The organism is Candidatus Pantoea deserta (genome assembly GCF_003813865.1).
Lineage (GTDB): Bacteria > Pseudomonadota > Gammaproteobacteria > Enterobacterales > Enterobacteriaceae > Pantoea > Pantoea deserta.
Genome location: NZ_RMVG01000002.1, coordinates 323,251 through 349,058, shown reverse-complemented (window position 1 = coordinate 349,058; position 25,808 = coordinate 323,251). Strand labels below are relative to the sequence as shown.

General features: G+C 58.0%; 28 protein-coding genes. 18 read left to right on the top strand and 10 right to left on the bottom strand.

Features of this window, described 5'->3' with window-relative positions:
• The first annotated feature begins 263 nt into the window (after positions 1 to 263).
• From BBB56_RS04275 to BBB56_RS04260, 4 genes are all read left to right on the top strand, one after another.
• Positions 264 to 1,163 (top strand): glutamate/aspartate ABC transporter substrate-binding protein, encoded by a 900-nt coding sequence (locus tag BBB56_RS04275; protein ID WP_123799108.1) that lies wholly within the window; start codon positions 264 to 266, stop codon positions 1,161 to 1,163.
• Positions 1,164 to 1,318: 155 nt separating this feature from the next.
• On the top strand, positions 1,319 to 2,059 hold the full coding sequence (locus BBB56_RS04270; RefSeq protein WP_123799106.1) for an amino acid ABC transporter permease: 741 nt from the start codon (positions 1,319 to 1,321) through the stop codon (positions 2,057 to 2,059).
• Positions 2,059 to 2,736: a glutamate/aspartate ABC transporter permease GltK gene (gene gltK, locus BBB56_RS04265; RefSeq protein WP_123799104.1), complete on the top strand. Its 678-nt coding sequence runs from the start codon at positions 2,059 to 2,061 to the stop codon at positions 2,734 to 2,736. Before BBB56_RS04270 ends, gltK begins: the two co-directional genes overlap by 1 nt.
• Positions 2,737 to 3,462 carry an amino acid ABC transporter ATP-binding protein gene (locus BBB56_RS04260; protein ID WP_123799102.1) on the top strand — a complete coding sequence of 242 codons (726 nt, stop codon included), beginning with the start codon at positions 2,737 to 2,739 and terminating at the stop codon, positions 3,460 to 3,462.
• Positions 3,463 to 3,711: 249 nt separating this feature from the next.
• On the opposite strand, the gene BBB56_RS04255 is transcribed toward BBB56_RS04260, so the two are convergent.
• Positions 3,712 to 4,200 (bottom strand): zinc ribbon-containing protein, encoded by a 489-nt coding sequence (locus BBB56_RS04255; protein WP_123799100.1) that lies wholly within the window; start codon positions 4,198 to 4,200, stop codon positions 3,712 to 3,714.
• A gap of 224 nt (positions 4,201 to 4,424) precedes the next feature.
• Between BBB56_RS04255 and leuS the strand changes: the two genes are divergently transcribed.
• From leuS to lipA, 13 genes are all read left to right on the top strand, one after another.
• Positions 4,425 to 7,007, top strand: a complete 2,583-nt coding sequence (gene leuS, locus BBB56_RS04250) for a leucine--tRNA ligase (RefSeq protein WP_123799098.1) — start codon at positions 4,425 to 4,427, stop codon at positions 7,005 to 7,007.
• Positions 7,008 to 7,021: 14 nt separating this feature from the next.
• Positions 7,022 to 7,615 (top strand): LPS assembly lipoprotein LptE, encoded by a 594-nt coding sequence (gene lptE, locus BBB56_RS04245; RefSeq protein WP_123799096.1) that lies wholly within the window; start codon positions 7,022 to 7,024, stop codon positions 7,613 to 7,615.
• Complete coding sequence (gene holA, locus BBB56_RS04240) at positions 7,612 to 8,643, top strand: DNA polymerase III subunit delta (protein WP_123799094.1); 1,032 nt, start codon at positions 7,612 to 7,614, stop codon at positions 8,641 to 8,643. The genes lptE and holA overlap by 4 nt, the downstream gene beginning before the upstream one ends.
• Positions 8,636 to 9,280 (top strand): nicotinate-nucleotide adenylyltransferase, encoded by a 645-nt coding sequence (nadD, locus tag BBB56_RS04235; RefSeq protein WP_123799092.1) that lies wholly within the window; start codon positions 8,636 to 8,638, stop codon positions 9,278 to 9,280. Before holA ends, nadD begins: the two co-directional genes overlap by 8 nt.
• A gap of 120 nt (positions 9,281 to 9,400) precedes the next feature.
• Entirely contained in the window at positions 9,401 to 9,718 is a 318-nt protein-coding gene (rsfS, locus tag BBB56_RS04230; RefSeq protein WP_123799090.1) for a ribosome silencing factor, read from the top strand.
• Between the two features lie 2 nt (positions 9,719 to 9,720).
• Positions 9,721 to 10,191 carry a 23S rRNA (pseudouridine(1915)-N(3))-methyltransferase RlmH gene (rlmH, locus tag BBB56_RS04225; protein WP_081139401.1) on the top strand — a complete coding sequence of 157 codons (471 nt, stop codon included), beginning with the start codon at positions 9,721 to 9,723 and terminating at the stop codon, positions 10,189 to 10,191.
• A gap of 34 nt (positions 10,192 to 10,225) precedes the next feature.
• On the top strand, positions 10,226 to 12,130 hold the full coding sequence (gene mrdA, locus BBB56_RS04220) for a peptidoglycan DD-transpeptidase MrdA (protein ID WP_123799088.1): 1,905 nt from the start codon (positions 10,226 to 10,228) through the stop codon (positions 12,128 to 12,130).
• 8 nt (positions 12,131 to 12,138) lie between these two features.
• Positions 12,139 to 13,251, top strand: coding sequence for a peptidoglycan glycosyltransferase MrdB (gene mrdB / locus BBB56_RS04215; RefSeq protein ID WP_123799434.1), 1,113 nt, complete (start codon positions 12,139 to 12,141; stop codon positions 13,249 to 13,251).
• Positions 13,252 to 13,261: 10 nt separating this feature from the next.
• Positions 13,262 to 14,347, top strand: a complete 1,086-nt coding sequence (gene rlpA, locus BBB56_RS04210; RefSeq protein ID WP_123799085.1) for an endolytic peptidoglycan transglycosylase RlpA — start codon at positions 13,262 to 13,264, stop codon at positions 14,345 to 14,347.
• Between the two features lie 105 nt (positions 14,348 to 14,452).
• Positions 14,453 to 15,664 (top strand): D-alanyl-D-alanine carboxypeptidase DacA, encoded by a 1,212-nt coding sequence (dacA, locus tag BBB56_RS04205; RefSeq protein WP_123799083.1) that lies wholly within the window; start codon positions 14,453 to 14,455, stop codon positions 15,662 to 15,664.
• A 100-nt stretch (positions 15,665 to 15,764) separates the two neighbouring features.
• The gene (gene ybeD, locus BBB56_RS04200) at positions 15,765 to 16,028 is read left to right on the top strand and encodes a DUF493 family protein YbeD (RefSeq protein ID WP_033751835.1); all 264 of its coding nucleotides are present in this window, start codon (positions 15,765 to 15,767) and stop codon (positions 16,026 to 16,028) included.
• An 81-nt stretch (positions 16,029 to 16,109) separates the two neighbouring features.
• The gene (gene lipB, locus BBB56_RS04195) at positions 16,110 to 16,769 is read left to right on the top strand and encodes a lipoyl(octanoyl) transferase LipB (protein WP_123799081.1); all 660 of its coding nucleotides are present in this window, start codon (positions 16,110 to 16,112) and stop codon (positions 16,767 to 16,769) included.
• A gap of 169 nt (positions 16,770 to 16,938) precedes the next feature.
• Positions 16,939 to 17,904, top strand: a complete 966-nt coding sequence (gene lipA / locus BBB56_RS04190; RefSeq protein WP_123799079.1) for a lipoyl synthase — start codon at positions 16,939 to 16,941, stop codon at positions 17,902 to 17,904.
• Between the two features lie 103 nt (positions 17,905 to 18,007).
• On the opposite strand, the gene tatE is transcribed toward lipA, so the two are convergent.
• The 6 genes from tatE to BBB56_RS04160 all read right to left on the bottom strand — a co-directional run bounded on the left by tatE (position 18,008) and on the right by BBB56_RS04160 (position 22,707).
• Positions 18,008 to 18,211 (bottom strand): twin-arginine translocase subunit TatE, encoded by a 204-nt coding sequence (tatE, locus tag BBB56_RS04185; protein ID WP_033751842.1) that lies wholly within the window; start codon positions 18,209 to 18,211, stop codon positions 18,008 to 18,010.
• 106 nt (positions 18,212 to 18,317) lie between these two features.
• Entirely contained in the window at positions 18,318 to 19,088 is a 771-nt protein-coding gene (locus BBB56_RS04180; RefSeq protein ID WP_123799077.1) for an amino acid ABC transporter ATP-binding protein, read from the bottom strand.
• The gene (locus BBB56_RS04175) at positions 19,085 to 20,041 is read right to left on the bottom strand and encodes an amino acid ABC transporter permease (protein ID WP_123799075.1); all 957 of its coding nucleotides are present in this window, start codon (positions 20,039 to 20,041) and stop codon (positions 19,085 to 19,087) included. The genes BBB56_RS04180 and BBB56_RS04175 overlap by 4 nt, the downstream gene beginning before the upstream one ends.
• Positions 20,038 to 20,925, bottom strand: coding sequence for an ABC transporter substrate-binding protein (locus BBB56_RS04170; protein WP_123799073.1), 888 nt, complete (start codon positions 20,923 to 20,925; stop codon positions 20,038 to 20,040). The genes BBB56_RS04175 and BBB56_RS04170 overlap by 4 nt, the downstream gene beginning before the upstream one ends.
• Before the next feature lie 19 nt (positions 20,926 to 20,944).
• Entirely contained in the window at positions 20,945 to 21,739 is a 795-nt protein-coding gene (locus BBB56_RS04165) for a deaminated glutathione amidase (protein ID WP_123799071.1), read from the bottom strand.
• The gene (locus BBB56_RS04160) at positions 21,739 to 22,707 is read right to left on the bottom strand and encodes a substrate-binding domain-containing protein (protein WP_123799069.1); all 969 of its coding nucleotides are present in this window, start codon (positions 22,705 to 22,707) and stop codon (positions 21,739 to 21,741) included. Before BBB56_RS04160 ends, BBB56_RS04165 begins: the two co-directional genes overlap by 1 nt.
• A gap of 130 nt (positions 22,708 to 22,837) precedes the next feature.
• On the opposite strand from BBB56_RS04160, the gene BBB56_RS04155 reads away from it, so the two are divergent.
• Positions 22,838 to 24,193, top strand: a complete 1,356-nt coding sequence (locus BBB56_RS04155) for an aminotransferase class I/II-fold pyridoxal phosphate-dependent enzyme (RefSeq protein ID WP_123799067.1) — start codon at positions 22,838 to 22,840, stop codon at positions 24,191 to 24,193.
• Here the strand turns inward: BBB56_RS04155 and BBB56_RS04150 are convergent.
• From BBB56_RS04150 to pagP, 3 genes are all read right to left on the bottom strand, one after another.
• Positions 24,171 to 24,602 carry a GNAT family N-acetyltransferase gene (locus BBB56_RS04150; protein ID WP_123799066.1) on the bottom strand — a complete coding sequence of 144 codons (432 nt, stop codon included), beginning with the start codon at positions 24,600 to 24,602 and terminating at the stop codon, positions 24,171 to 24,173. The genes BBB56_RS04155 and BBB56_RS04150 overlap by 23 nt on opposite strands.
• Positions 24,603 to 24,826: 224 nt before the next feature.
• Positions 24,827 to 25,036: a transcription antiterminator/RNA stability regulator CspE gene (gene cspE, locus BBB56_RS04145; RefSeq protein ID WP_033751857.1), complete on the bottom strand. Its 210-nt coding sequence runs from the start codon at positions 25,034 to 25,036 to the stop codon at positions 24,827 to 24,829.
• Between the two features lie 150 nt (positions 25,037 to 25,186).
• Positions 25,187 to 25,759 carry a lipid IV(A) palmitoyltransferase PagP gene (pagP, locus tag BBB56_RS04140; RefSeq protein WP_123799064.1) on the bottom strand — a complete coding sequence of 191 codons (573 nt, stop codon included), beginning with the start codon at positions 25,757 to 25,759 and terminating at the stop codon, positions 25,187 to 25,189.
• Between the last annotated feature and the right edge of the window lie 49 nt (positions 25,760 to 25,808).

The window sequence follows — 25,808 nt, the reverse complement described above, 5'->3', positions numbered from 1 at the left end:
CTGATGCGAGCCGCTCCGCACCGTAAAAAGGCAAGGCTGTGCACCGTTAACGCGCAACCCGTGAAACTCGCCTCAATTTGGTGCGGAACACCTCGCAAAAAAAGAAACTTTTTCGTTTCATAACGTTAACAATCCGCTATGTTAGTGAATATTCTCAGCGCGCTTGCGCGATGGGAAAACAAAAAAAGCAGCAGGAAATACACACAACATCACACATCTGCGCAGTTTATATTCTGTGCAATATCTCTTGAAGGAGTTGGACCATGCAGATACGCAAAGTGGCATTATCGCTTTTGCTGGCGGGCGTAGCAGCAGCGGGCGCGGCCCAGGCGGAAGATCTCAGCGGCACCCTGAAGAAGATCAGCGACAATGGCGTTATTGTCGTCGGTCACCGCGAGTCGTCTGTTCCTTTTTCCTATTACGACAACCAGCAAAAAGTCGTGGGCTACTCACAGGCGTTCTCCAGTGCCATCGTCGATGCCATCAAAGCGAAGCTGAATAAGCCGGATTTGCAGGTCAAAATGATCCCGATCACATCGCAAAACCGTATCCCGCTGTTACAGAACGGCACCTACGATTTTGAGTGTGGCTCCACCACCAATAACGTTGAGCGTCAGAAACAGGCGGCCTTCTCCAATACCATTTTTGTTATCGGCACGCGTCTGCTGGTGAAAAAGGGCGGCGACATTAAAGACTTCCCTGACCTGAAAGGGAAAACCGTAGTCGTGACCTCCGGCACCACCTCTGAAGTGCTGCTGCATAAGCTGAACGATGAGAAAAAAATGGAGATGCGCATCATCAGCGCTAAAGACCACGGCGATTCCTTCCGCACCCTGGAAACCGGTCGCGCGGTGGCCTTTATGATGGATGACGCCCTGCTGGCAGGCGAACGCGCTAAGGCGAAGAAGCCAGACAACTGGGAGATCGTCGGCACGCCGCAGTCGCAGGAAGCCTACGGCTGTATGCTGCGTAAAGATGATGCGCAGTTTAAAACGCTGGTAGACGACACCATCGCGAAAGCGGAAACCTCCGGCCAGGCCGCGAAATGGTTTGATACCTGGTTCAAGCAGCCGATTCCGCCGAAGAATCTGAACCTGAACTTTGATCTGTCAAGCGAGATGCAGGCGCTGTTTAAAACGCCAAACGACAAAGCACTTAACTAACAACGACAACAAGGGCGGCCTCGCTGCCCTCTCGATTGCTGAAAACCCGGCGCGGACAGACAAGCTGCTCAGGTCGTTCCCCTGAAGCAGGCCATACAGACGCCGTTCATCAATCTTCAGGGTAGCTTAGCTACCCTTTTTTACCGGAGCTCGTTATGGGTATCGACTGGAACTGGGGCATCTTTCTCGAACAGGCCCCGTTCGGCAACACGACTTACCTCGGCTGGCTGTGGTCCGGATTTCAGGTGACCGTTGCGGTCTCCTGCTGCGCCTGGATTATCGCCTTCCTTGTAGGTTCCTTCTTCGGCATTCTGCGTACCGTGCCTAACCGCCTGCTGGCGACACTCGGCACCTGTTACGTGGAGCTGTTCCGCAATATTCCGCTGATCGTGCAGTTCTTCTTCTGGTATCTGGTCGCCCCGGAGCTGGTGGGCGAAAAACTCGGCATGTGGTTTAAATCGGAGCTGGACCCCAACGTTCAGTTCTTTACCGCCTCGGTGATCTGCCTCGGCCTGTTTACCGCTGCGCGCGTCTGTGAACAGGTTCGCGCCGCGATTCAGTCGCTGCCGCGCGGGCAGAAAAACGCCGGGCTGGCGATGGGGCTGACGCTGCCGCAGACCTATCGCTATGTGCTGCTGCCCAACGCCTATCGCGTTATCGTGCCGCCCATGACGTCGGAAATGCTGAACCTGGTAAAGAATTCGGCCATCGCCTCGACCATCGGGCTGGTGGATATGGCGGCGCAGGCGGGTAAGCTGCTCGACTATTCGGCGCATGCCTACGAGTCCTTTACGGCCATTACGCTGGCCTATATCGCCATCAACCTGGTGATCATGCTGATTATGAGTCTGGTAGAGCGCAAGGTGCGTCTGCCGGGTAATCTGGGAGGGAAATAATGTACGAGTTTGACTGGAGTTCTATTCCTCCCAGCCTGCCCTATCTGCTTAACGGCCTGGGGATTACGCTAAAAATCACCGTCACGGCGGTGGTGTTCGGCATTATCTGGGGCACCCTGCTGGCGGTCATGCGGCTGTCGACCTTCAAACCGATTAGCTGGTTCGCCCGGCTTTACGTCAACCTGTTTCGCTCCGTTCCGCTGGTGATGGTGCTGCTCTGGTTCTATCTGGTCGTGCCGAGCTTTTTGCAGCAGGTGCTGGGGCTGTCGCCGAAAACCGATATCCGCCTGATTTCAGCGATGATCGCCTTTTCGCTGTTTGAAGCGGCCTACTACTCCGAAATTATTCGCGCCGGTATTCAGAGCATCTCGCGCGGTCAGTCTAACGCCGCGCTGGCGCTGGGCATGACGCACTGGCAGTCAATGCAGCTGATTATTCTGCCGCAGGCGTTTCGCGCCATGGTGCCGCTGCTGCTGACGCAGGGCATCGTGCTGTTCCAGGATACGTCGCTGGTTTACGTGCTGAGCCTGGCCGACTTCTTCCGCACCGCCTCAACCATCGGCGAGCGTGACGGCACTCAGGTAGAAATGGTTCTCTTCGCCGGGCTGGTTTACTTCGCAATCAGCCTGAGCGCTTCGCTGTTGGTCAGCTATCTAAAAAGAAAAAGGACGGTTTAAATGATTAACCTGAAAAACGTTTCTAAGTGGTATGGTCACTTTCAGGTGCTGACCGACTGCACGACCGAAGTTCAGAAAGGGGAAGTCGTGGTCGTATGCGGACCGTCCGGCTCCGGTAAATCTACCCTGATCAAAACCGTCAACGGTCTGGAGCCGATTCAGCAGGGCAGCATTCTGGTGAACGGCACCGAAGTTAACAACAGAAAGACCAATCTGGCCCAGCTGCGCAGCAAGGTCGGCATGGTATTTCAGCATTTCGAACTGTTCCCGCATCTCAGCATCGTGGATAACCTGGTGCTGGCTCAGGTGAAAGTGCTGAAGCGCGATAAAGCGGCGGCGCGCGAAAAAGGTCTGAAGCTGCTGAATCGCGTCGGGCTGTCTGCTCACGCGCAGAAATTTCCCGGTCAGCTGTCGGGCGGGCAGCAGCAGCGCGTGGCGATTGCGCGCGCGCTCTGCATGGACCCTATCGCTATGCTGTTTGACGAGCCGACCTCAGCGCTCGATCCAGAGATGATCAACGAAGTGCTGGACGTCATGGTCGAACTGGCCAATGAAGGCATGACGATGATGGTGGTGACGCACGAAATGGGCTTCGCCCGTAAAGTAGCGAACCGCGTTATCTTTATGGACGAAGGAAAGATTATTGAGGATACGCGTAAAGACGACTTCTTTAACAATCCCCAGTCGGATCGCGCGAAAGAGTTTCTGGCGAAGATCCTGCACTAACTCGCCCGGCGCGCTTCATTAAGAACCAGACGTTAGCGCATTCGCCTGGCAAGCGGATGGGACGGCCTGAGGAGCAAAGCGTTCCGCGCCGCGGACAAAACGCCGGAACGCAGCGCGTAAGCCTGTTTACCAACGCACCTCAGAGATGAGGTGCGTATCCGCGCGGGACGAGCGAACCGGGATGCGTAAAGTGCCTTTGCGATCGGGCGACCTCATCCGCGTTCGCGCCCTCGCCTCGCCCGCGCTTTCTCAAGGCTCAAACGGCTGACGCTGAAACTGATCGTGGCCGCATTCCGGACAGCGCGTTAAGGTCTCAGGGGTGTAGATAGCGCGCGTAAAGTGGCACTTCTCGCACACCAGATTGCCCAGACCGACCACCTCTCCGCTCTGATAGACGCCGTGATGATGCAGATCCTGAAATACCTCGCGCCACTCCAGCTGACTCTTGTCGGTAATATCCGCCAGCTCTTTCCAGACGCTCTCGCGGATAATGCGCATAAACAGCGAGTCGCTGACGCTCTCTGGCTGATGCACCTCCTGATAGCTGCGTGCAAACTCTTCTAAATCACGGCGGACAGCGGCCAGCGCCTGATCGATCTGGCCCGGCGTCGCCGACTCGCTGGCCATCAGTTCCCGACGGCGGGCGGCCACCAGTGCATCAATGTCCCGATCGCCATGGCGCAGACGCTCGGTGAGCACGGCCAGGGATTCGCGATAAAGTTGCGCCACTTTATTCATTTTATTCTCCTTTCTGCGCGGATAAGCCAGCTTTAAGTTTAGCCGCTTTGCGCCGTTTGCCGTGCTGTTTAGCCAGACGAATCAGAATAACCCGGCGGGATACGGCGTTCCGCGAGAAATCGCCGCAACAGGGCGGTGAAGTGTTGTTGACCGGCAGCCATATGGGTATGCTATGCGGATCTTAAAGTAAGCTAAGCGTTATTCATTAAGGACCACAGGCTGCCATGCAAGAGCAATACCGCCCGGAAGAGATAGAATCCCGCGTCCAGCAACACTGGGACGAAAACCAAACGTTCAAAGTGACCGAAGATGAGAGCAAAGAGAAATATTACTGCCTCTCCATGCTGCCCTATCCTTCCGGCCGCCTACATATGGGCCACGTACGCAACTACACCATCGGCGATGTGATTGCCCGTTACCAGCGTATGCTCGGCAAAAATGTGTTGCAGCCGATTGGCTGGGATGCGTTTGGTCTGCCCGCCGAAGGCGCTGCGGTCAAAAACAACACCGCGCCCGCGCCCTGGACCTACGACAACATCGAATACATGAAGAACCAGCTAAAACTGCTGGGCTTCGGCTATGACTGGAGCCGTGAACTGGCGACCTGTAAGCCGGAGTACTACCGCTGGGAACAGTGGTTCTTCACTAAGCTGTATGAAAAAGGCCTGGTTTATAAAAAAACCTCGGCGGTGAACTGGTGCCCGAACGATCAGACGGTGCTGGCGAACGAGCAGGTGATTGACGGCTGCTGCTGGCGCTGCGACACCAAAGTCGAGCGTAAAGAGATCCCGCAGTGGTTTGTAAAAATCACCGACTACGCGGACGAGCTGCTCAACGACCTGGACACGCTGGAAGACTGGCCGGAGCAGGTCAAAACCATGCAGCGTAACTGGATTGGCCGCTCTGAAGGCGTAGAGATCACCTTCGACGTCGCCGACAGCGAAGAAAAAGTCACCGTCTACACCACGCGTCCGGACACCTTCCTCGGCGCAACCTACGTCGCTGTGGCGGCGGGCCATCCGCTGGCGCTTCAGGCGTCGATGGGCAACCCGGTGCTGGCCGACTTTATCGCTGAATGCCGCAACACTAAAGTGGCCGAAGCCGATATGGCGACCATGGAGAAAAAAGGTATGGCGACCGGTCTGTTCGCCATCCACCCGCTGACCGGCGACAAAGTTCCGGTCTGGGTCGCCAACTTCGTCCTGATGGAGTACGGCACCGGCGCGGTCATGGCGGTTCCCGCGCATGACCAGCGCGACTGGGAATTCGCCACCAAATACGATCTGCCGATTAAACCGGTGGTGTTAAATGCAGACGGCAGCGAGCCGGACGTCAGCGCCGCCGCGATGACGGAAAAAGGCACCCTGTTCAACTCAGGCGAGTTCAGCGGCCTGAGCCACGAAGAGGGCTTCAACGCTATCGCCGATGCGCTGGCCGCGAAAGGCGTAGGCGTGCGCAAAGTGAACTACCGCCTGCGTGACTGGGGCGTATCACGTCAGCGCTACTGGGGCGCGCCGATTCCGATGGTGACGCTGGAAGACGGCACCGTGATGCCGACGCCTGAAGATCAGCTGCCGGTTATTCTGCCGGAAGACGTGGTGATGGACGGCATTACCAGCCCGATCAAAGCCGATCCGGAGTGGGCGAAAACCACGGTTAACGGCCAGCCTGCGCTGCGCGAAACCGACACCTTCGACACCTTTATGGAGTCCTCCTGGTACTACGCGCGCTATACCTGCGCCAACTATGATGAAGGCATGCTGGATCCGGCTGCGGCCAACTACTGGCTGCCGGTGGATCAGTATGTCGGCGGTATCGAACACGCCATCATGCACCTGATGTATTTCCGCTTTTATCACAAGCTGCTGCGCGATGCGGGCCTCGTGACCTCCAGCGAACCGGCGAAACGTCTGCTGTGTCAGGGGATGGTGCTGGCGGACGCCTTCTACTATCTCGGCGCAAACGGCGAGCGCAACTGGGTCTCTCCGGTTGACGTGACCGTAGAGCGCGATGAAAAAGGCCGCATCGTGAAGGCGACCGACACGCAGGGCCGCGAAGTGATCTACGCCGGCATGAGCAAGATGTCGAAGTCGAAAAACAACGGTATCGATCCGCAGCTGATGGTAGAGCGCTACGGCGCAGACACGGTGCGCCTGTTTATGATGTTCGCGTCACCGGCGGAAATGACGCTGGAGTGGCAGGAGTCAGGCGTTGAAGGCGCTAACCGCTTCCTGAAGCGCGTGTGGAAGCTGGCTTATGAGCACACGGCGAAAGGCGCGACGGCCGCGCTGAACCTGGATGGTCTCAACGACGATCAGAAAGCGCTGCGTCGCGACCTGCACAAAACCATCGCCAAAGTCTCCGATGACATTGGCCGTCGTCAGACCTTTAACACCGCTATTGCGGCGATTATGGAGCTGATGAACAAACTGGCGCGCGCGCCGCAGGAGAGCGAGCAGGATCGCGCGCTGATGCAGGAAGCCCTGCTGGCCGTGGTGCGTATGCTCTATCCGTTCACGCCGCATGCCAGCTACGTGCTGTGGCAGGCGCTGGGCGGCGAAGGCAGCGTAGACAACGCCGTCTGGCCGGTCGCGGACGAAGCCGCGATGGTCGAAGACTCCCTGCTGGTCGTGGTGCAGGTAAACGGCAAAGTCCGTGGTAAAATTACCGTGGCTGCCGACGCGACGCAGGAACAGGTTCAGGCGCGCGCCGCAGAGGAACATCTGGTGGCGAAGTACCTTGACGGCGTCACTATCCGCAAAGTGATTTATGTACCCGGCAAACTGCTTAACCTGGTCGTAGGTTAAGTTCAGGAGGAACTGTGCGACATCTGATTATCAGGCTGTTTGTCCTGCTGGCGGTGACCATCACCGCTGGCTGTGGGTTTCATCCGCGCGGCACCACTCAGGTGCCAACCGAGCTGAAAACGCTGATCGTAAACAGCGGCGACCCTTACGGCCCGCTGGCCCGCACGGTGCGTCAGCAGCTGCGTATCAACAACGTCACCATTGTTGAAGATACCAAACAGAACCGCACCGACATCCCTACGCTGCGTCTGGGTGGGGAAGTGCTGGGCCGCGATACCGCGTCGGTGTTTATCAGCGGCACGACGGCGGAATACTCAATGGTAATGCGCGTGTCGGCGCAGGTTCTGCTGCCGGGCAAAGGCATCTATCCGATCAGCACGGCGGTTTATCGCTCCTTCTTCGATAACCCGAACGCCGCGCTGGCGAAAGATGCCGAGCAGGATCTGATTGTGCAGGAGATGCGCCAGCGCGCCGCCGAACAGCTGGTGCGTAAACTGCTGACCGTTCACGCTGCGCAGATCAACAATAAAGACACGCTGCCGGCCTCGGCCAGCGAATCTGCGACGCCAGCGGAAACACCCTCCTCTTCCGCTACCAGTCTGCAATGATCAGGATCTATCCTGAACAACTCGGCGCGCAGCTCCGCGAGGGGCTGCGCGCCTGCTATTTACTGGCCGGAAACGAACCGCTGCTGTTGCAGGAGAGCGCCGATGCGGTGCGATCGGCTGCCGCCGCCCAGGGGTTTGAGGAACACTTCAGCTTTACCCTTGATGCCCAGACCGACTGGGACAGCCTGTTTGCCAGCTGTCAGTCGCTGAGTTTATTCGCTCAGCGTCAGACCCTTAGCCTGATCTTTCCCGAAAACGGCCCTAACGCGGCGATGGCTGAACAGCTCAGCAAGCTGGCAGCTTTGCTGCACAGCGATATTCTGCTGATTTGCCATATGGCGAAGCTCACCAAAGCTCAGGAGAACAGCGCCTGGTTTAAGGCGCTCTCCGCGCAGGCGGTGCTGGTGCCGTGCCAGACCCCGGAACAGGCGCAGCTGCCGCGCTGGGTGGCGGCGCGCGCGAAAAGCCTGAAGCTATCGGTTGATGATGCGGCTATTCAGCTGCTCTGCTACTGCTATGAAGGCAACCTGCTGGCGCTGGCGCAGGCGCTGGAGCGCCTGTCTCTGCTGTGGCCCGACGGCAAACTGACGCTGCCGCGCGTGGAAGAGGCGGTCAGCGACGCCGCGCACTTTACCCCGTTCCACTGGGTAGACGCGCTGCTGGCGGGAAAAAGCAAACGCGCCCTGCATATCCTGCATCAGCTGGAAAAAGAGGAGAGCGAACCGGTTATTTTGCTGCGCACCCTCCAGCGCGACCTGATGACGCTGCTGCATCTGCAACGACACCAGGCGCAGCAGCCGCTGCGGACATTAATGGATCAGCAGCGTATCTGGCAGAACCGCCGCGGCCTGTTTACCGAGGCGCTGCAAAGGGTTGACGGCGCTCGTCTGCAACGCGCGGTCCACCTGCTGGCGCAGATTGAATTATCCCTGAAGCAGGATTACGGACAGCGTATCTGGCCGCAGCTGGAGACCCTGTCGCTGATGCTCTGCCATCGCCACTTCCCAACAGGTTTCGTTTATGTCTGAACTGCATGCCCTGTTCGGCGGCACTTTCGATCCCGTGCACTTCGGCCATCTGCGCCCGGTGGAAGCGCTGGCGCAGCAGATCGGGCTGGCGCGCGTGCTGCTGCTGCCGAATAACGTGCCGCCGCATCGTCCGCAGCCCGAAGCCAGCTCGACGCAGCGCCTTGAGATGCTGCGCTGCGCCATACGCGATCGCCCGCTGTTCGACATCGATACCCGCGAACTGCGACGCGAAACCCCGTCCTGGACGGTGGCGACGCTGGAAGAACTGCGCGCCGAACGCGGCCCGCAGCAGCCGCTGGGGTTTATTATCGGGCAGGACTCGCTGTTAAGCCTGTCAGGCTGGCATCGCTGGCAGGATCTGCTGTCGCTGTGCCACCTGCTGGTGTGCAAACGGCCGGGCTACGCGGCGGAAATGGCGTCGCCAGAGATGCAGCACTGGCTGGACGCCCATCTTGCCGACGCCCCTCAACAGCTGCATCAGCAGCCCGCCGGCCTGATCTGGCTGGCCGATACGCCGCTGGTCGCCATCTCTGCGACGGAAATCCGTCAGCGCCGTCACCAGGGGCTATCGTGCGCCCATCTGCTGCCGCCAGCGGTCATTGACTATATCGACCAGGCGGGTCTTTATCTCAAATAACCGCAAGCCGGGCATATATCGCGCAGGTTAATGCCGTGGTATACTGCGCGGCTTAATTTTTTGGCTGCGTCATCGGGGCCAGCAGCCGGCCCGCTACTATCCGTATTGAAGGGGAACCTTTTGCAAGGTAAAGCACTCCAAGATTTCGTTATTGATAAGATTGATGATCTTAAAGGTCAGGACATCGTCGCACTCAACGTTCAGGGCAAATCCAGTATTACCGACTGCATGATTATCTGCACCGGTACCTCCACGCGCCACGTCTCTTCCATTGCGGATCATGTGGTGCAGGAATCCCGCGCCGCTGGGTTGATCCCGCTGGGCGTAGAGGGCAAAAATGCCGCTGACTGGGTGGTCGTCGATCTGGGTGATGTGATCGTACACGTCATGCAGGAAGAGAGCCGCCAGCTGTATGAGCTGGAAAAGCTCTGGGGCTGATCGTGAAACTACAGCTTGTGGCCGTAGGCACCAAAATGCCTGACTGGGTGCAAACCGGCTTCACCGAATATTTGCGCCGCTTTCCGAAAGATATGCCGCTGGAGCTGGTGGAAGTCCCCGCCGGTAAACGCGGCAAAAACGCCGACATCAAACGCATTCTGGAGAAAGAAGGCGAAGCGATGCTGGCGGCGACCGGCAAAGGCAACCGCATCGTCACGCTGGACATTCCAGGCCAGCCGTGGGAAACCCCGCAGCTTGCGCAGCAGCTGGAGCGCTGGAAGCAGGACGGACGCGACGTCAGTCTGCTGATTGGCGGTCCGGAAGGGCTGTCGCCCGCCTGTAAAGCCGCGGCTGAGCAGAGCTGGTCACTTTCGGCGCTGACGCTGCCTCATCCGCTGGTGCGCGTGCTGGTCGCCGAGAGCCTGTATCGCGCCTGGAGCATCACCGCCAATCATCCTTATCATCGTGAATAAACGGTAAGGCCAACCCCGACATTTTAAGTAGCGGATGAAATTACAAAGCAACGCCTTTCGCGATTACAGTGCCGAGCAGAAACTCTTTGTCCGCCGGGCATTAATTGCTTTCTTCGGCATTCTGGTGCTCTCCAGCGTGCTGGTGGTCAATCTTTATCACCTGCAAATTCTGCGCTTTGAAGATTACAGTACCCGCTCTAACGAAAACCGCATCAAGCTGGTGCCGGTAGCGCCGAGCCGCGGCATTATCTATGACCGTAACGGCACCGCGCTGGCGCTCAACCGCACCATCTATCAGGCCGAACTGGTGCCTGAGAAGGTTGATAACCTCAAGCAAACCTTGCAGGATCTGCGCCCGGTGCTGGATATGACCGACGAGGATCTCGACGCCTTCGACAAAGAGCGCAAGCGCTCGCGCCGCTTTACCTCGATTCCGGTCAAGGTCGGCCTGAACGAGGTGCAGGTCGCCCGCTTCGCCGTAAACCAGTACCGCTTTCCCGGCGTTGAGGTTAAAGGCTATCAGCGCCGTTACTATCCCTATGGCCCTACCCTGACGCACGTCGTCGGCTACGTTTCAAAGATCAACGACCGCGATGTGGCGCGCCTTGATAAAGAGGGCAAGTGGCCAAACTACGCCGCCACGCATGATATCGGCAAACTGGGGATCGAAAACTATTACGAAGATGTGCTGCACGGGATTACCGGCTACGAAGAGGTCGAGGTCAACAACCGCGGCCGCGTGATCCGCCAGCTGCACGAGCAGTCGCCGCAGGCGGGGCGCGACATCTGGCTGACCATCGACCTCAAGCTCCAGCAATATATCGAAACCCTGCTGGCCGGCAGCCGCGCCGCCGTCGTGGTCAGCGATCCGCGCACCGGCGAGATCCTGGCGATGGTCTCCACACCCAGTTACGATCCGAATCTGTTTGTCGACGGCATTTCAGGTAAAGATTATCGCGGGCTGCTTAACGATGAGAACCGACCGCTCTATAACCGCGCGATTCAGGCCTCCTATCCGCCCGCGTCTACGGTGAAACCCTATGTGGCGGTTTCCGCCCTGAGCGCAGGGGTGATTAACCGCAACACCAGCCTGTTCGATCCCGGCTGGTGGCAGCTGCCCGGCTCAGAAAAGCGCTACCGCGACTGGAAAAAATGGGGGCATGGCCGCCTCAACGTCACCAAATCGCTGGAAGAATCCGCCGATACCTTTTTTTACCAGGTGGCGTATGACATGGGCATCGATCGCCTGTCGGAGTGGATGAATAAGTTCGGCTACGGCCACCGCACCGGCATCGATCTGCCGCAGGAGAGCGCGGGCAATATGCCGACGCGCGAATGGAAAATGAAGCGCTTTAAGAAGCCGTGGTATCAGGGCGATACCATTCCGGTGGGTATCGGCCAGGGCTACTGGACGGCGACCCCGCTGCAAATGAACAAAGCGCTGATGATCCTGATTAACGACGGCGTGGTAAAAGTGCCGCACCTGCTGCGCGCCACGCGCGAAGGGCGCACCATCGTGCCCTGGCGTCAGCCGCCGGGGGAACCCATTGGCGACATCCACTCCGGCTACTGGGAAATTGCTAAAGACGGAATGTACGGCGTGGCGAACCGCGCAAACGGAACCGCGCACAAAAGCTTTGCCGACGCGCCCTATAAAATCGCGGCCAAATCCGGTACCGCGCAGGTGTTTGGTCTGAAAGAGAATGAAACCTACAACGCGCACAAAATTGCCGAACGGCTGCGCGACCATAAACTGATGACCGCATTTGCGCCCTATGACAAACCGCGCGTTGCCGTCACGATGATCCTGGAAAACGGCGGCGCCGGTCCGGCGGTTGGCACGGTGATGCGACAGATTCTCGACCACATTATGTTGGGCGACAACAATACGGCTCTGCCAGACGCGGCTCCTGTGCCGCCTGGCTATGAAGGTGAATAACGATGTCGATGAACGATAGTCCGCAAAAAAGATCGATCTGGACGCGTATCCACATCGATCCCCTGTTTATGCTGGTGATTCTGGCGCTGCTGGGCTACAGCGCGATTGTGATCTGGAGCGCCAGCGGACAGGATCCGGGCATGATGGAGCGCAAGATAGGCCAGATTGCGATGGGGCTGGTGATCATGCTGGTGCTGGCGCAGGTGCCGCCGCGCGTCTACGAAGGCTGGGCGCCCTATCTCTATATTGTCTGCGTCATCTTACTGGTTGCGGTAGACGCCTTCGGTCATATCAGTAAAGGCGCGCAGCGCTGGCTCGATCTGGGCGTCGTGCGCTTCCAGCCGTCGGAGATCGCAAAAATCGCCGTGCCGCTGATGGTGGCGCGCTTTATCAACCGCGACGTCTGTCCGCCAACGCTGAAAAATACCGGCATCGCGCTGATCCTGATCTTTATGCCAACGCTGCTGGTGGCCGCTCAGCCCGATCTCGGCACCTCGATTCTGATTGCCGCATCAGGGCTTTTCGTGCTGTTTCTGTCGGGCATGAGCTGGAAGCTGATCGGCGTGGCGGTGCTGCTGGTCGCGGCCTTTATCCCGATACTGTGGTTCTTTCTGATGCACGACTATCAGCGCGACCGCGTGATGATGCTGCTCGATCCAGAGAGCGATCCCCTCGGCGCGGGCTACCATATTATTCAGTCGAAAATCGCCATTGGCTCCGGCGGACTGCGCGGCAAAGGCTGGCTGCACGGCACCCAGTCGCAGCTGGAGTTTCTGCCTGAACGCCACACCGACTTTATCTTCGCCGTACTGGCGGAAGAGCTGGGCCTGGTGGGCGTGCTGATCCTGCTGGTGCTCTATCTGCTGCTGATCCTGCGCGGGCTAATGATCGCGGCGCGCGCCCAGACCACCTTTGGCCGCGTCATGGCGGGTGGATTAATGCTGATTTTGTTTGTCTATGTTTTCGTTAATATTGGCATGGTAAGTGGTATCTTACCGGTGGTCGGCGTCCCCCTGCCGCTGGTCAGCTACGGGGGTTCGGCGCTGATCGTGCTTATGGCGGGATTCGGCATAGTGATGTCGATCCATACTCACAGAAAAATGTTATCTAAAAGCGTTTAAGAGGCTGCACATGCGTAAGGAATGGCCCGGCGTTGCTCTGGCATTACTGGTTTTAACCGCCTGTACCACACAGGAACCGCAAACCACGGCGCCGCCCCAACCGGCCTACAACGGGCCGGTGGTGGAAATTCCGGGCGTGGAGCCGAAATATGAGCCGGTTAATCCCACCACCAGCCAGGATTACAGCGCGAACGGTAAGTCCTACCGTATCGTCAAAAATCCCGCTAACTTCAGCGAAGTGGGATTAGCGGCCTGGTATGGCGATGAGGCGCAGGGCAAGCGCACCGCTATCGGCGAGAGCTACGATCCTGACGCGCTGACGGCGGCACATCCGACCCTGCCGTTACCCAGCTATGTCCGCGTTACCAACCTCGCTAACGGTCGTCAGATTGTGGTGCGGGTAAACGACCGCGGTCCTTATACGCCGGGGCGCATTATCGATCTGTCGCGCGCGGCGGGCGATCGCCTCAACATCTCGAACAACACGCGCGTGCGGGTAGACTTTATTCAGGTCGCCCCGGACGGCACTCTTTCCGGTCCCGGCACTATCGGCACCACAGTGGCGAAACAGAGCTATGCCCTGCCCGCCCGTCCCGATCTCGGCGGTAACGGCGTCATGAACGGCGGCAGCGCGCCTGCCGCAGCGCCCGTACCGGCGCAAGATATTCGCGCCGTTGACAACAGCACCTTACAAAGCAGCGACAGCATGGGCGCTCCGGTGAGCAGCAGCGGCTTTCTCGGCGCGCCGCAGCCTTTAGCCAGCGGCGTGCTGGAAGGCAGCGAGCCTGAACCGCAGCCTGCCGTCGCGCCCGCAGCCTCTGCCGTCGCGGCCGCGCCTGCCGCCGGCAGCTCCGCCGCGCAGGCAGCGGGTAGCTTTGTGGTCCAGGTGGGCGCCATCAACGACGCCGCACGCGCGCAGCAGCTGGCGCAGAGCCTGGGACAAAAATATGGCGTGCCCGGCACCGTTGAGAACGCCGGAAATAATGTTTATCGCATTCAGCTCGGCAGCTTTACTCATCGCGCCGAGGCCGCTGCGCTTCAGCAGCGCCTGAGTGCAGACGGCCAGGCGTCGTTTATTACCAGCACGCGCCGTTAATCTCTGCTAACAACAGAATGACAAAGCAAGATGCCTGCAAAACAGGCATTTGCTATCATGAGTCACTTTTTTTTAACCTTAACTCACGGATGTTGTAGTCCATACATGAACACGCTGAAACCCTCCCGTTTTCTGAAACGCCTGACAGCAGGCTCACTGATCGCCTTCTCGCTCAGCCACGTCGCATTTGCTGATGACATTAACCTCAAGACCATGATCCCCGGCGTACCGGATATTGATGCAGAGGCTTATATCCTGATCGACTACAACTCAGGTAAAGTGCTGGCCGAAAAGAACGCCGATGCGCGCCGCGACCCCGCCAGCCTGACCAAAATGATGACCAGTTATGTTATCGGTCAGGCGGTGAAGGCCGGCAAAATCCATCAGGATGATGTCGTTACCGTGGGTAAAGACGCCTGGGCGACCGGTAACCCGGTGTTTAAAGGCTCCTCGCTGATGTTCCTGAAGCCGGGAGATCGCGTGCCGGTTTCACAGCTGACGCGCGGCATCGTATTGCAGTCGGGCAATGATGCCTGCGTGGCGATGGCGGACTATGTTGCCGGTAGCCAGGATGCGTTTGTCGGCCTGATGAATAACTACGTGAAGGCGCTGGGCCTGCAAAACACCCACTTCCAGACGGTGCACGGTCTGGATGCCGAAGGCCAGTACAGTTCAGCCCGCGATATGGCGCTGATTGGTCAGGCGCTGATCCGCGACGTGCCGGACGAATACTCGGTTTATAAAGAGAAAGAGTTCACTTTTAACAATATCCGTCAGACCAACCGCAACGGTCTGCTGTGGGATACCAGCCTCAACGTAGACGGTATCAAAACCGGCCATACGGCCTCTGCCGGCTATAACATCGTGTCGTCGGCCACCGAAGGCCAGATGCGTCTGATTTCGGCAGTGCTGGGTGGTCGCACCTTTAAAGGCCGTGAAGTCGAAAGCAAAAAGCTGCTGACCTGGGGCTTCCGCTTCTTTGAAACCGTAGCGCCGCTGAAAGCAGGCAAAGAGTTCGCCTCTGAGCCGGTCTGGTTCGGCAACAGCGATCGCGTCCAGCTGGGCGTAGAGAAAGACGCCTACCTGACGATTCCGCGCGGCCGTATGAAAGATCTGAAAGCCAGCTACGTTCTGAACAACAGCGAACTGCACGCCCCGCTGCAAAAAAATCAGGTGGTGGGCAGCATCAACTTCCAGCTCGACGGCAAAACCGTGGAACAGCGTCCGCTGGTGGTGCTGAACGAAGTGCAGGAAGGCGGATTCTTCAGCCGCATCATCGATTACATCAAACTGATGTTCCATCACTGGTTTGGCTAACCAGACGGGCGGTTGAAAAATCGCCACATCGTCGCCATAACTACGTTATGATAATGCTCCCGCTTCGGCGGGAGCCTGTTTTTTATGCACCGGAGTCAATATGAAAACCAAACTGAATGAACTGCTCGAATTCCCTACCCCTTTTACCTATAAAGTGATGGGTCTGGCGCAGCCGGAGCTGGTTGATCAAGTGGTTGAAGTGGTGCAACGCCATGCGCCCGGCGACTACTCGCCCGACGTTAAGCCAAGCAGCAAAGGCAACTACCACTCAGTGTCGATCACGATCAACGCCACGCATATTGAACAGGTGGAAACCCTGTACGAAGAGCTTGGCAATATCGACATTGTGCGCATGGTGCTGTAAGTGCCCACGTCGGCAAAGGGTCTTGGTCTTGCCCTTTGCCGACGTTATACTCAGCCTTTCCCCCTTAACCGGACCGCCGTTTTGTCAGCAGATACGCTTCTTATTCGCCAGCTTGGCCAGCGCGACTGGCAGCCCGTCTCCGATGCCATGCATCAGTTTACCGACCGCCGTAACAGCGACAGCCGCGACGAAGTGTGGCTGGTGGAGCATCACGCCGTTTTCACCCAGGGCCAGGCGGGCAAAGCCGAGCATCTGCTGATGCCAGGGGATATTCCGGTCGTGCAGAGCGATCGCGGCGGCCAGGTCACCTATCACGGTCCGGGCCAGCAGGTGATGTATGTGCTGATTGATGTTAAACGCCGCAAGATCGGCGTGCGCCAGCTGGTTACCGCGCTGGAAGAGACGGTTATCGCCACTCTGGCCCACTTTGGCATCGCCGCGCGCGCGCGTCCCGATGCGCCAGGCGTCTACGTCGGCGACGAGAAAATCTGTTCGCTGGGTCTGCGGATTCGCAAAGGCTGCTCTTTTCACGGCCTGGCGCTCAACGTGGCCATGGATCTTACGCCCTTTTTGCGCATCAACCCCTGCGGCTATGCCGGGATGCGCATGACGCAGCTCAGCGCGTTCCAGCCTGGCGTCGCGCTCGCTGACGTGCAGCCGCTGCTGGTTGCCGCTTTTGCGCGCCTGCTGGGCTTTAGTCAGGTAGAGTGGCTATCGGCGGAAACGCTGCCGCTGCCTTAACCGTGCATGCGAATTTACAAAATTGTAACTTTTACCGCCGCCATACGGCTGCTTCTGCCTGGCGGAACTGATATAATTTTTGAAGTTTTATCAAATAAAGTTGAAAGCTGTTTCGCTGAACTGAAGGCAACAGCTCTCACCACGCAATCCGACCGGAACCCTCAGACTTATGAGTAAACCTATTCAGATGGAACGCGGCGTCAAATACCGTGACGCAGATAAAATGGCGCTCATCCCGGTGAAAACCGTGGTGACTGAACGCCAGCAACTGTTACGCAAGCCAGAATGGATGAAAATCAAGCTGCCTGCGGATTCCAGCCGCATTCAGGGCATCAAGGCGGCGATGCGTAAAAATGGTCTGCACTCGGTATGTGAAGAAGCGTCCTGTCCTAACCTGGCCGAATGTTTTAACCACGGCACCGCCACCTTTATGATCCTTGGCGCGATCTGTACCCGCCGCTGTCCGTTCTGCGACGTGGCGCACGGTCGCCCGAATGCGCCGGATGCCAATGAGCCGATGAAGCTGGCGCAGACCATTGCCGATATGGCGCTGCGCTATGTGGTGATTACCTCGGTAGACCGTGACGATCTGCGAGACGGCGGCGCGCAGCACTTCGCTGACTGCATTACCGCTATCCGCGAAAAAAGCCCGGCGATTAAGATCGAAACCCTGGTGCCCGATTTCCGTGGCCGTATGGATCGCGCGCTGGAGATCCTCAACGCGACGCCGCCGGACGTGTTCAACCATAACCTGGAAAACGTGCCGCGCGTCTATCGTCAGGTGCGACCGGGCGCGAACTATGAGTGGTCGCTGAAGCTGCTGGAACGTTTTAAAGAAGCGCATCCGGAGATCCCGACCAAATCGGGTCTGATGGTCGGTCTGGGCGAAACCAACGCAGAAATTATTGAGGTAATGCGCGACCTGCGTCGCCACGGCGTCACCATGCTGACGCTGGGACAGTATCTGCAACCGAGCCGTCATCACCTGCCGGTGCAGCGCTATGTCAGTCCGGCGGAGTTCGATGAAATGAAGGAAGAGGCGCTGGCGATGGGCTTTACCCATGCGGCATGCGGTCCCTTTGTTCGCTCCTCCTATCACGCTGATATGCAGGCGAAAGGGCTGGAAGTGAAATAAGCCCGCTCGCTTTCCGCAGGCAATAAAAAACCAGACGCGTACTGTCTGGTTTTTTTATGTCTGTAAGAAATAAATGATTACATTTATCTTCAGCGGCGGCGTATCACTCTTTGTGCGTAACGCGCTCTGCCGGAACATCTTCAGCTGTCGTTTTGGTTGCGGTGGGTTCTTCGTCTTTCATGGCTTTTTTGAAGCCTTTGATTGCGGAGCCCAGATCGCCACCCAGTGAACGTAACTTATTGGTGCCAAAAAGCAGTACGATGAGCGCACCGATGATCAGCAGTTTGGCAATACTGATACCTTCCATACTTTACCTTTCAACCTTAGCGAAAAAACAAACAGGCTTATTTACGCGCACTTCAGCGACAAGCTCAACTGTAATCTGTAACAGAGTAAGATCTATTTAATCGCGATTAAATAAACCGGCTGAGAAACGCCTGCGTGCGCGCGTGCTGCGGCCGGGTGAGCACCTGCTCCGGCGGCCCCTGCTCCACCACCACCCCGCCATCCATGAATACCACCCGATCGGCCGCCTCGCGGGCAAAACCAATTTCATGGGTCACGACAATCATGGTCAGCCCCCCGTCCGCCAGGGTACGCATAGTCTGTAGCACCTCCCCTACCAGCTCAGGATCGAGCGCCGACGTCGGCTCGTCAAACAGCATCAGCGCGGGTTTGATGGCCAGCGCGCGCGCGATGGCCACCCGCTGCTGCTGACCGCCGGAGAGATGGCGCGGCCAGGCATCGGCCTTATCGCTCAGCCCTACCCTTTCCAGCAGCGCCCTGGCGTGCGCAACGGCTTCGTGGCGCGGAAACTTATGCACGCCTACTGGCGCTTCAATAATGTTTTGCAGCACGGTCATATGCGGATAGAGATTGAACTGCTGAAACACCATGCCGATTTTCTGCCGCTGGCGCGCAATCTTACGCGGAGAGAGACGGTGCAACAGGCCGCGCTTGAGTTCATAGCCGATCTGCTGTTCGCCGACCATGATCGATCCGGCGTTCATCTCCTCCAGATGATTAATGCAGCGCAGAAAGGTCGATTTTCCAGAGCCTGACGGGCCGAGGATCACCACCACTTCGCCAGGGAATACGTCGAGGTCGATCCCTTTAAGCACTTCATTATGGCCGTAACTTTTATGCACGTTACGCGCGCTGACTAAGGGTGCAACGTCACTCATACTTCCTCCTTGCGCACCAGACGGGCATCGGATCGCGGCGCAGGCGCGCGGGCCTTAACGTTCTCTACCGTGCGGCGCGTACCGCGTGCGTAGTAACGCTCAATTGCCGACTGGCCGACATTCAGAACAGAGGTGATCAACAGATACCAGATCACCGCCACCATCAGCATCGGGACGATCTCAAAGGTGCGGTTGTAAACCGCCTGAACCGAGTAAAGCAGATCGCCCATGGCGATAACGCTGACCAGCGAGGTCGCTTTGATCATGCTGATCAGCTGGTTGCCGCTCGGCGGGATAATGGCGCGCATGGCCTGCGGAATAATAATGCGTCGCAGCGCGCGGGTACGGCTCATACCAAACGCCTGCGTGGTCTCTGTCTGACCATTGTCCACCGACAGGAGTCCGGCGCGGATAATCTCAGCCATATAGGCCGCCTCATTCAGCGCCAGCCCGGCAATGGCCGCCGTGAGCGGCGTAATCAGGTCATTGGTATTCCAGCTGGCCCAGGTCAGCGAGGTCCAGGGCAGCGTGAGCGAGATTGCTGGAAACAGCGTCGACAGGTTGTACCAGAATATCAGCTGCACCAGCAGCGGCGTTCCGCGAAAGAACCAGATATAGAGGCTGGCGATTCCGCTGAGCAGGCGGTTGTCAGACAGCCGCCACACCGCCAGCAGCAGTCCCAGCAGCGTGCCCAGCACCATCGAGACAGCGGTCAGCCCCAGCGTCACCTTGAGACCTTGCAGCACCGACGCCTCGGTAAACCATTGCAGGACCACCTGCCACTCAAAGCCAGGATTGGTCGCCACTATCCAGAGAAAATTTGAGCCGATAATCAGCACCACAATCCAGGAAAACCAGCGTCCCCAGACGGGCGCGCTGCGGGCATAAGCCACGTCGCGCTGCTGCACGTCGGCCTTGTCCGTGGCTCGTGTTTTGTGGGAGAAGTGACTCATTTTGCCGCCTCTTGCGCCAGATTCAGGCCTGGCGCGTCAATCATATTGCCGTCCAGATGCCATTTTTTCATGATGGCCGTATAGGTGCCGTTTTGGTAAAGCTGGCGATAAGCATCCAGCACGACCTTGCCCAGCTCTGAGCCTTTCGGCACCACCGTGCCCTGAAAAATATCGCCAAAGCCGTTTTTTTCGCCCTGCCCGGCCAGTTCCAGCTGACCGTTAGCCTGATCGATAAACCAGGTGAGCGGCGCCTGTGAGGAGAAGAAGGCGTCAGAACGCTTCGAGCGCACGGCGAGAATGGACGACGGCTGATCGGTGAAGGACTGTACGACAACCGCCGGCTTGCCCGCCGTTACACAGGCCTCAGACTGCTTGCGGATCACCTGCTCTGCGGAGCCTGCCGCCATAACCGCGATGCGTTTGCCGCAGGTATCGCCCAGTCCGTTGATCTTCTGGGGGTTGCCCTTCTGTACGCCAAAGACCACAAACTCCTGAACAAAATCGATAAAATCGACCTTCTGCTGACGGTCCGGATAGTCGCCTATCGGCCCAATCGCCAGCTGATAGCGACCGGAATTAATGCCGGACAGCACGCCGGAAAGGCCGCTGACCGTGGCATGTTCGATCTTCACGCCCAGCAGTTGCCCCAGCGCGTTGCTGAGATCGGCGGAAGCGCCGTCCATCGCATGCGGGCCGTTGACGATTTCATAAGGCGGAAACGAGCCGTTGTTAACCGACGTCATTTTACCCGCCTGTTTGATTGCGGCCGGTAAACGATCGTGCAGCGCCGGATCGGCTTTCTGAGTAGGCAGGGACTCTGCGGCATGGGCCAGCGAAACGCTCAGACCGAGCGCCAGCAAAATAGCGGTTGCGCACTTGTTCACGGTTTTTCTCCCAGGCGTTTTATTCTGTTTTTAATTCCGGACGGGCAAAGCGGCGATTCTCCAGCACCGGCAACAGGCTGCGTGCGTAGGCGATACGCTGCGGATCGATATCAGCAAAGACCAGCGCGGCCGACTCTGGCGCTTTGGCGATCGCTACGCCGAGCGGATCGATCACCAGGCTATTGCCGATATTACGCGGGCCGCACTCGCCTACCGCCACCATATAGCAGGTATTCTCCAGCGCACGCGCGGTAGTAAGCAGCTCCCAGTGCATCTCTTTTAGCGGCCCTTTTACCCACGCAGACGGCAGCACCAGCACCTCTGCGCCATCCAGCGCCAGGCGGCGCGCCAGCTCCGGAAAACGCACGTCATAGCAGGTCATCAGTCCAACCTTCATGCCCGCCACCTCCACCAGCGGCGGAATGACGTGGCCGGGATTCACCCGCTGCGACTCCTGCATGGCGAAGGCGTCATAGAGATGCAGCTTCTCATAGGCGGCGATGATTTCGCCGTTACGCAGCGCAACCAGCACGTTAAGCGCTTTATTGCCCTCTGTCGGCACATGCACGCTCATCATGGTGGTTAGCTCGTTTCCCTTACTCTTTTGCAACAGCCTGGTAAGAAACGGCCCGTCCAGCGGCTGGGCGGCTTTTAACACCAGATCCGGGTCGGCAATATCTCGCGCCAGCACGCCCTCCGGCAGCACCAGCAGATCGGCGCCGCCCGATCCGGCGCGCGTCATCAGATCGATGCAGATATCCGCGTTCTCTTGCCATTCGCGGCTGACCGCAAACTGCCCCATCGCTACTTTCATCACAGCTCCCCTTTACTCGCGGCCGGAAAGATCGCTTCCGGCGTCAGACTGGTTGTGGTCAGACCCTGCTGATAAAGTTCTCTGGCAAAGTCGGCAATCATCTTTTTGTTAACCTCAAACCCGTTTTCATTCCAGCTGGCAGGTAATTCCTGCGCGGTGCGTCGCAAATCATCCAGAAGCCAGGGCGTGGTGTCGGCATATTTTTCCCGCTTTTTCAGCCACAGCCGGGCGGAGCGATCGATGAGCTCGCTGAGAGCCTGCGGCAGCCAGGGATACTGCTCAGCCAGCGCGGGCTTCAGGGCAAGGATATGAATACCTGGGACATAGCCGACACGCTGGACGTAGTCACGCTCGGCCTGATAAAAATCGGGTTGCAGCTGACGCAGTCCCGACTGCGGCAGAAAGAAGCCCTCCGGCATAAAGGGCGTAAATACCGCGTCCAGCTCCCCGGCCTTCAGCAGATCAAGCAGCGGCCGCTCTTCCGGCGCGGCTTCAATGCGGCCAGGTCGTCCAAACCCCGCCAGGCGATCGGTGACAGGATGATCGGCGGTCAGACGACCGGCAAACCAGTAAGCGTCGTCAATCTCGACGCCCGCTTCGCGCAGAACGGCGCGCGTCCAGGTGTTGCCGGAATCCTGCCAGCCGGTCACGCCAATGCGCTTGCCTTTAAGCTGCGCAGGCGTGGTCAGCGGACTGTCGGCGGTAGTGATAATGCAGCGCTGGCGGAAACCGCGCATCAGAAAATGCGGCAGCCCCAGCAGGCTGACGTCGCCACGGGCACGCCCTTGCGCATAGCGGCTAAAAGAGACTTCGCCGCCATCGTAATCGGGGCTGACGGCAAGGTTATCGACCAGCGTTCCTACGCGGTCGAGGATCACATCAAATCCTTCAGCTTTCAGGTCACCCAGCGCCAGCGGCGTAAAGTAGTCCCAGTCTCGCACCGCGAGTCTGACGATCGGTTTGCTCATGTCTGCCCCGTTTTAAGGTTGCGCCCGTAGCGGCGACGATTTATTCATCAAATTGTGCTTGAATTTGATACTAATTCGGGAATACTTAGCTGAACAATCATTAATTTGTTACTGAACAAAGTTTTTTCTTATGACGAAAAAAAACGTTCTCGACTGGCTGTGCGATCGGATAACGGATACCTCGGTGAAAGGCATCGCGCTGGCAGCGTCCACGCTGATCCGCGAGGGCAAAATCGCCGTGGGCATGCAGATGCCCGCGGTGCGCGAGCTGGCGGAGAAGCTGGGCGTCAGCCCTGCCACCGTGTCAGCGGCCTGGGCGCAGCTAAAAAAAAGGAAAGTTCTGGCGGGTAAAGGACGCGGCGGCGTCTGGGTTTCCGGCAATACCGTGATGCCGCGCCCGATTCGTTTTGAAAAAATCGGCAACTACGGCGATAACATTCGCGCCGATCTGGCGATGGCGTCGCCGGATCCCGCTCTGCTGCCCGATCTGCAACCCGCCCTTCAGGCGGCGCTGAAGTCGCCTCATCTCAACAGCTATTTTCGCGAGGCGATTTCAGCGCCGCTGCTCGCCGCGATTCAACCGCGCTGGCCCTATCCCGCCGAAGCCTTTCTGGCTACGGACGGCGGCTTCGATGCGATGAATCTGGTGGTGCAGACGCTGGTGTCGCCCGGCGACCGCGTGGTTATCGAGGATCCTACCGCGACGCGTCTGCTTGATATGCTGGATAATGTAGGCGCGGAGATCTTACCCTTGGCCTGCGATAGCGAAGGACCGCTGCCTGCTGTTCTTGCCCAGCTGCTGCAACGCTCGCCCGTTATGGTGATCTACCAGCCGCGCACCCACTCGGCGACCGGCAACAGCGTCAGCGCGGCCCGTCAGGCGGCGCTGGCGACGGTGCTGGCGCAGAGCACCACGCTGATCGTCGAAGACGACGGCATTGGCGATCTCTCTTCAACGCCTGCCTGGAGTCTCGGCAACGCGTTTCCGGAGCGCACTCTGCACGTACGCTCTTTCTCTAAAGCCTACGGTCCCGATCTGCGTCTGGCCGTGCTGTCCGCGACGGCGGAGATGGTGAAGCGTATTCAGGCGTGGCGTAATTTCGGCGTCAGCTGGACCAGCCGGCTGTTACAGGACAGCGTCGCCTGGCTGCTTGAGGATGCGCAGACGCAGCAGAAAATTGCGGCGGCGCGCGCCGTTTACCGTCAGCGTCGTGAGAAAATGCTGGCGGCGCTGGCGGCGCGTGGATTAACTCTGCCCCTGCGCGACGGATTAAGCCTTTGCATACCGGTCGCGTCAGAGCAGTATGCGATGATTACCCTTGCGGCGCGCGGCATCGCCGTGCTGCCTGGCGAGCGCTGTCGCCTGGGACCTGCGCAGTTTATTCGCGTCAGTATCGCCTGTATGCAGGATGACCAGCTGGAAATGATAGCCAGCGCGCTGGCGATTGCTTCCGGCCGCGACGTTACGCTGAATGCAGATTTTTAGTATGGTAACGCGGCGACTCCACATAGCCTTCGCGCGTATAGAACTGGTTAGCCTTAAGCCGTGACGCATGGCAGTGCACTTCCATGCGATCGCAGCCGCGCTGGGACGCCATGGCTTCAGCATGCTGGAGAAGCTGTTGTCCCACCCCTTTGCTGCGCTCGCCCTCGGCGATGCAGAAGTAGCTGATACGGGCAAAATCCCCTGCCAGCGCCAGCTGGGGGATAAAATGCATCGACAGAAATCCCAGCACCTGCGTGCCGTGCTCGGCGACCAGTAGCATTTCGTCGGGATCCTGGCTGAGCTGAGCCAGGCGCTTGTCGATAAAGCTTTCGGTTCCGCCATAGCCTAATTCCGCCAGTAGCGCGCTCAGCGCAAAACTGTCTTTCGCCTGTGCCTGACGTATATTCATCCTGCCTCCTCAAGAAGATAGTGCTGCCGCTCTGTTATATAGCGTCGGCAGGAAAAAAGCTGCAAGTAAGAGTTGTTATAATAATGTTACCAGTCTTTTGTGTGACTGGGTCCGCAGATCTTAGTTGATTAAGCGCAGGACGAAGAAGCTGGAGATGAAGGGGGGGTGCAGCAGCCATAAAAAAACCCGCCATGCGGCGGGTTTTTGAAATTCTGACTGTTAACTTACAGGCTGATAACGTTAGCAGCAGATGGGCCTTTGGCACCTTCGGTGATTTCAAACTCAACGCGCTGACCTTCAGCCAGAGTTTTGAAACCGTTGCTCTGGATAGCAGAGAAGTGTACGAACACGTCTTTGCTGCCATCTTCTGGAGTAATGAAACCGAATCCTTTAGATTCATTAAACCACTTAACGTTACCTTTGATCTTGGACATCTATATTACCTTTACATGAAAAATGGACACTAAACTGTGTCGGCGTCTAGTACAGCAATTGCGGTGACATTTGTCCAGCGGCAATTGAATAAAAAGTGATAAATTTCACCTTTTTTTGCCTTTGCCACCCTTTCTTGCCGCGCAGCAGAATCAAAACGCCACCCTCAGCCAGGCAAAATAGACGTTCCCGTTGTTGTAAGTCCCTGGAATATAAGTCATCTGAAAGTTAACCGGGCCATATCCTAGCGAAGCCAGCGGCAACAGGGCAGGAACAGGGATATATTTCCAGTTATGGCGCGCCGTTACCCCCGCCGTGTAGCCCGCTCCCAGGTGAAAGCGCTCGTCGCTTAGCGGACGCCAGGTGGCTTCCCAGCCATAACCGGTAAAAGGCTCCCATTTGTTATACGAATCCTTAAAGGCCATCAGATAGAGACCGTGCCAGTTGCCCTTTTCGTCATAGCGCGAAATCCCCCCGCCGGCTCCCCAGGGCCGTTCATTATAACGGTCGATGTGATCGTCGTCGTAGGTCCAGCGGTTATGCCAGGTGATGGCCGGCAGGTAAAAGTCCCGGTTTTGCGGCTGTTCCCAGGTCTGCTGCGCATTGTTGCTGAAGGTGTTCCAGCCCTCTTTTAGCCCTTGCGCAACGGTGGCCGCATAAAGGGAGCCTGAAAAAAGCAGCGCCGCGCAGAGAGCGGCGGCGCCGCGCAGAGAGTACCGATTCACAACTGTTTTCCTGTATAAAGTGGCGCTAAGCCGACCGGCCGAACGGGAG

Bases quoted from the DNA above. Each gene is read 5' to 3' on its own strand.
- mrdB (WP_123799434.1), top strand. From the start codon at position 12,139: ATGAACGATAGTCCGCAAAAAAGATCGATCTGGACGCGTATCCACATC.
- BBB56_RS04255 (WP_123799100.1), bottom strand. From the start codon at position 4,200: ATGAATAAAGTGGCGCAACTTTATCGCGAATCCCTGGCCGTGCTCACC.
- BBB56_RS04180 (WP_123799077.1), bottom strand. From the start codon at position 19,088: ATGAGTGACGTTGCACCCTTAGTCAGCGCGCGTAACGTGCATAAAAGT.
- mrdA (WP_123799088.1), top strand. From the start codon at position 10,226: ATGAAATTACAAAGCAACGCCTTTCGCGATTACAGTGCCGAGCAGAAA.
- holA (WP_123799094.1), top strand. From the start codon at position 7,612: ATGATCAGGATCTATCCTGAACAACTCGGCGCGCAGCTCCGCGAGGGG.
- BBB56_RS04160 (WP_123799069.1), bottom strand. From the start codon at position 22,707: ATGAGCAAACCGATCGTCAGACTCGCGGTGCGAGACTGGGACTACTTT.
- BBB56_RS04150 (WP_123799066.1), bottom strand. From the start codon at position 24,602: ATGAATATACGTCAGGCACAGGCGAAAGACAGTTTTGCGCTGAGCGCG.
- rlpA (WP_123799085.1), top strand. From the start codon at position 13,262: ATGCGTAAGGAATGGCCCGGCGTTGCTCTGGCATTACTGGTTTTAACC.
- tatE (WP_033751842.1), bottom strand. From the start codon at position 18,211: ATGGAAGGTATCAGTATTGCCAAACTGCTGATCATCGGTGCGCTCATC.
- gltK (WP_123799104.1), top strand. From the start codon at position 2,059: ATGTACGAGTTTGACTGGAGTTCTATTCCTCCCAGCCTGCCCTATCTG.
- nadD (WP_123799092.1), top strand. From the start codon at position 8,636: ATGTCTGAACTGCATGCCCTGTTCGGCGGCACTTTCGATCCCGTGCAC.
- BBB56_RS04260 (WP_123799102.1), top strand. From the start codon at position 2,737: ATGATTAACCTGAAAAACGTTTCTAAGTGGTATGGTCACTTTCAGGTG.
- BBB56_RS04275 (WP_123799108.1), top strand. From the start codon at position 264: ATGCAGATACGCAAAGTGGCATTATCGCTTTTGCTGGCGGGCGTAGCA.
- BBB56_RS04155 (WP_123799067.1), top strand. From the start codon at position 22,838: ATGACGAAAAAAAACGTTCTCGACTGGCTGTGCGATCGGATAACGGAT.
- dacA (WP_123799083.1), top strand. From the start codon at position 14,453: ATGAACACGCTGAAACCCTCCCGTTTTCTGAAACGCCTGACAGCAGGC.
- cspE (WP_033751857.1), bottom strand. From the start codon at position 25,036: ATGTCCAAGATCAAAGGTAACGTTAAGTGGTTTAATGAATCTAAAGGA.
- BBB56_RS04165 (WP_123799071.1), bottom strand. From the start codon at position 21,739: ATGAAAGTAGCGATGGGGCAGTTTGCGGTCAGCCGCGAATGGCAAGAG.
- lipA (WP_123799079.1), top strand. From the start codon at position 16,939: ATGAGTAAACCTATTCAGATGGAACGCGGCGTCAAATACCGTGACGCA.
- leuS (WP_123799098.1), top strand. From the start codon at position 4,425: ATGCAAGAGCAATACCGCCCGGAAGAGATAGAATCCCGCGTCCAGCAA.
- BBB56_RS04270 (WP_123799106.1), top strand. From the start codon at position 1,319: ATGGGTATCGACTGGAACTGGGGCATCTTTCTCGAACAGGCCCCGTTC.
- ybeD (WP_033751835.1), top strand. From the start codon at position 15,765: ATGAAAACCAAACTGAATGAACTGCTCGAATTCCCTACCCCTTTTACC.
- BBB56_RS04175 (WP_123799075.1), bottom strand. From the start codon at position 20,041: ATGAGTCACTTCTCCCACAAAACACGAGCCACGGACAAGGCCGACGTG.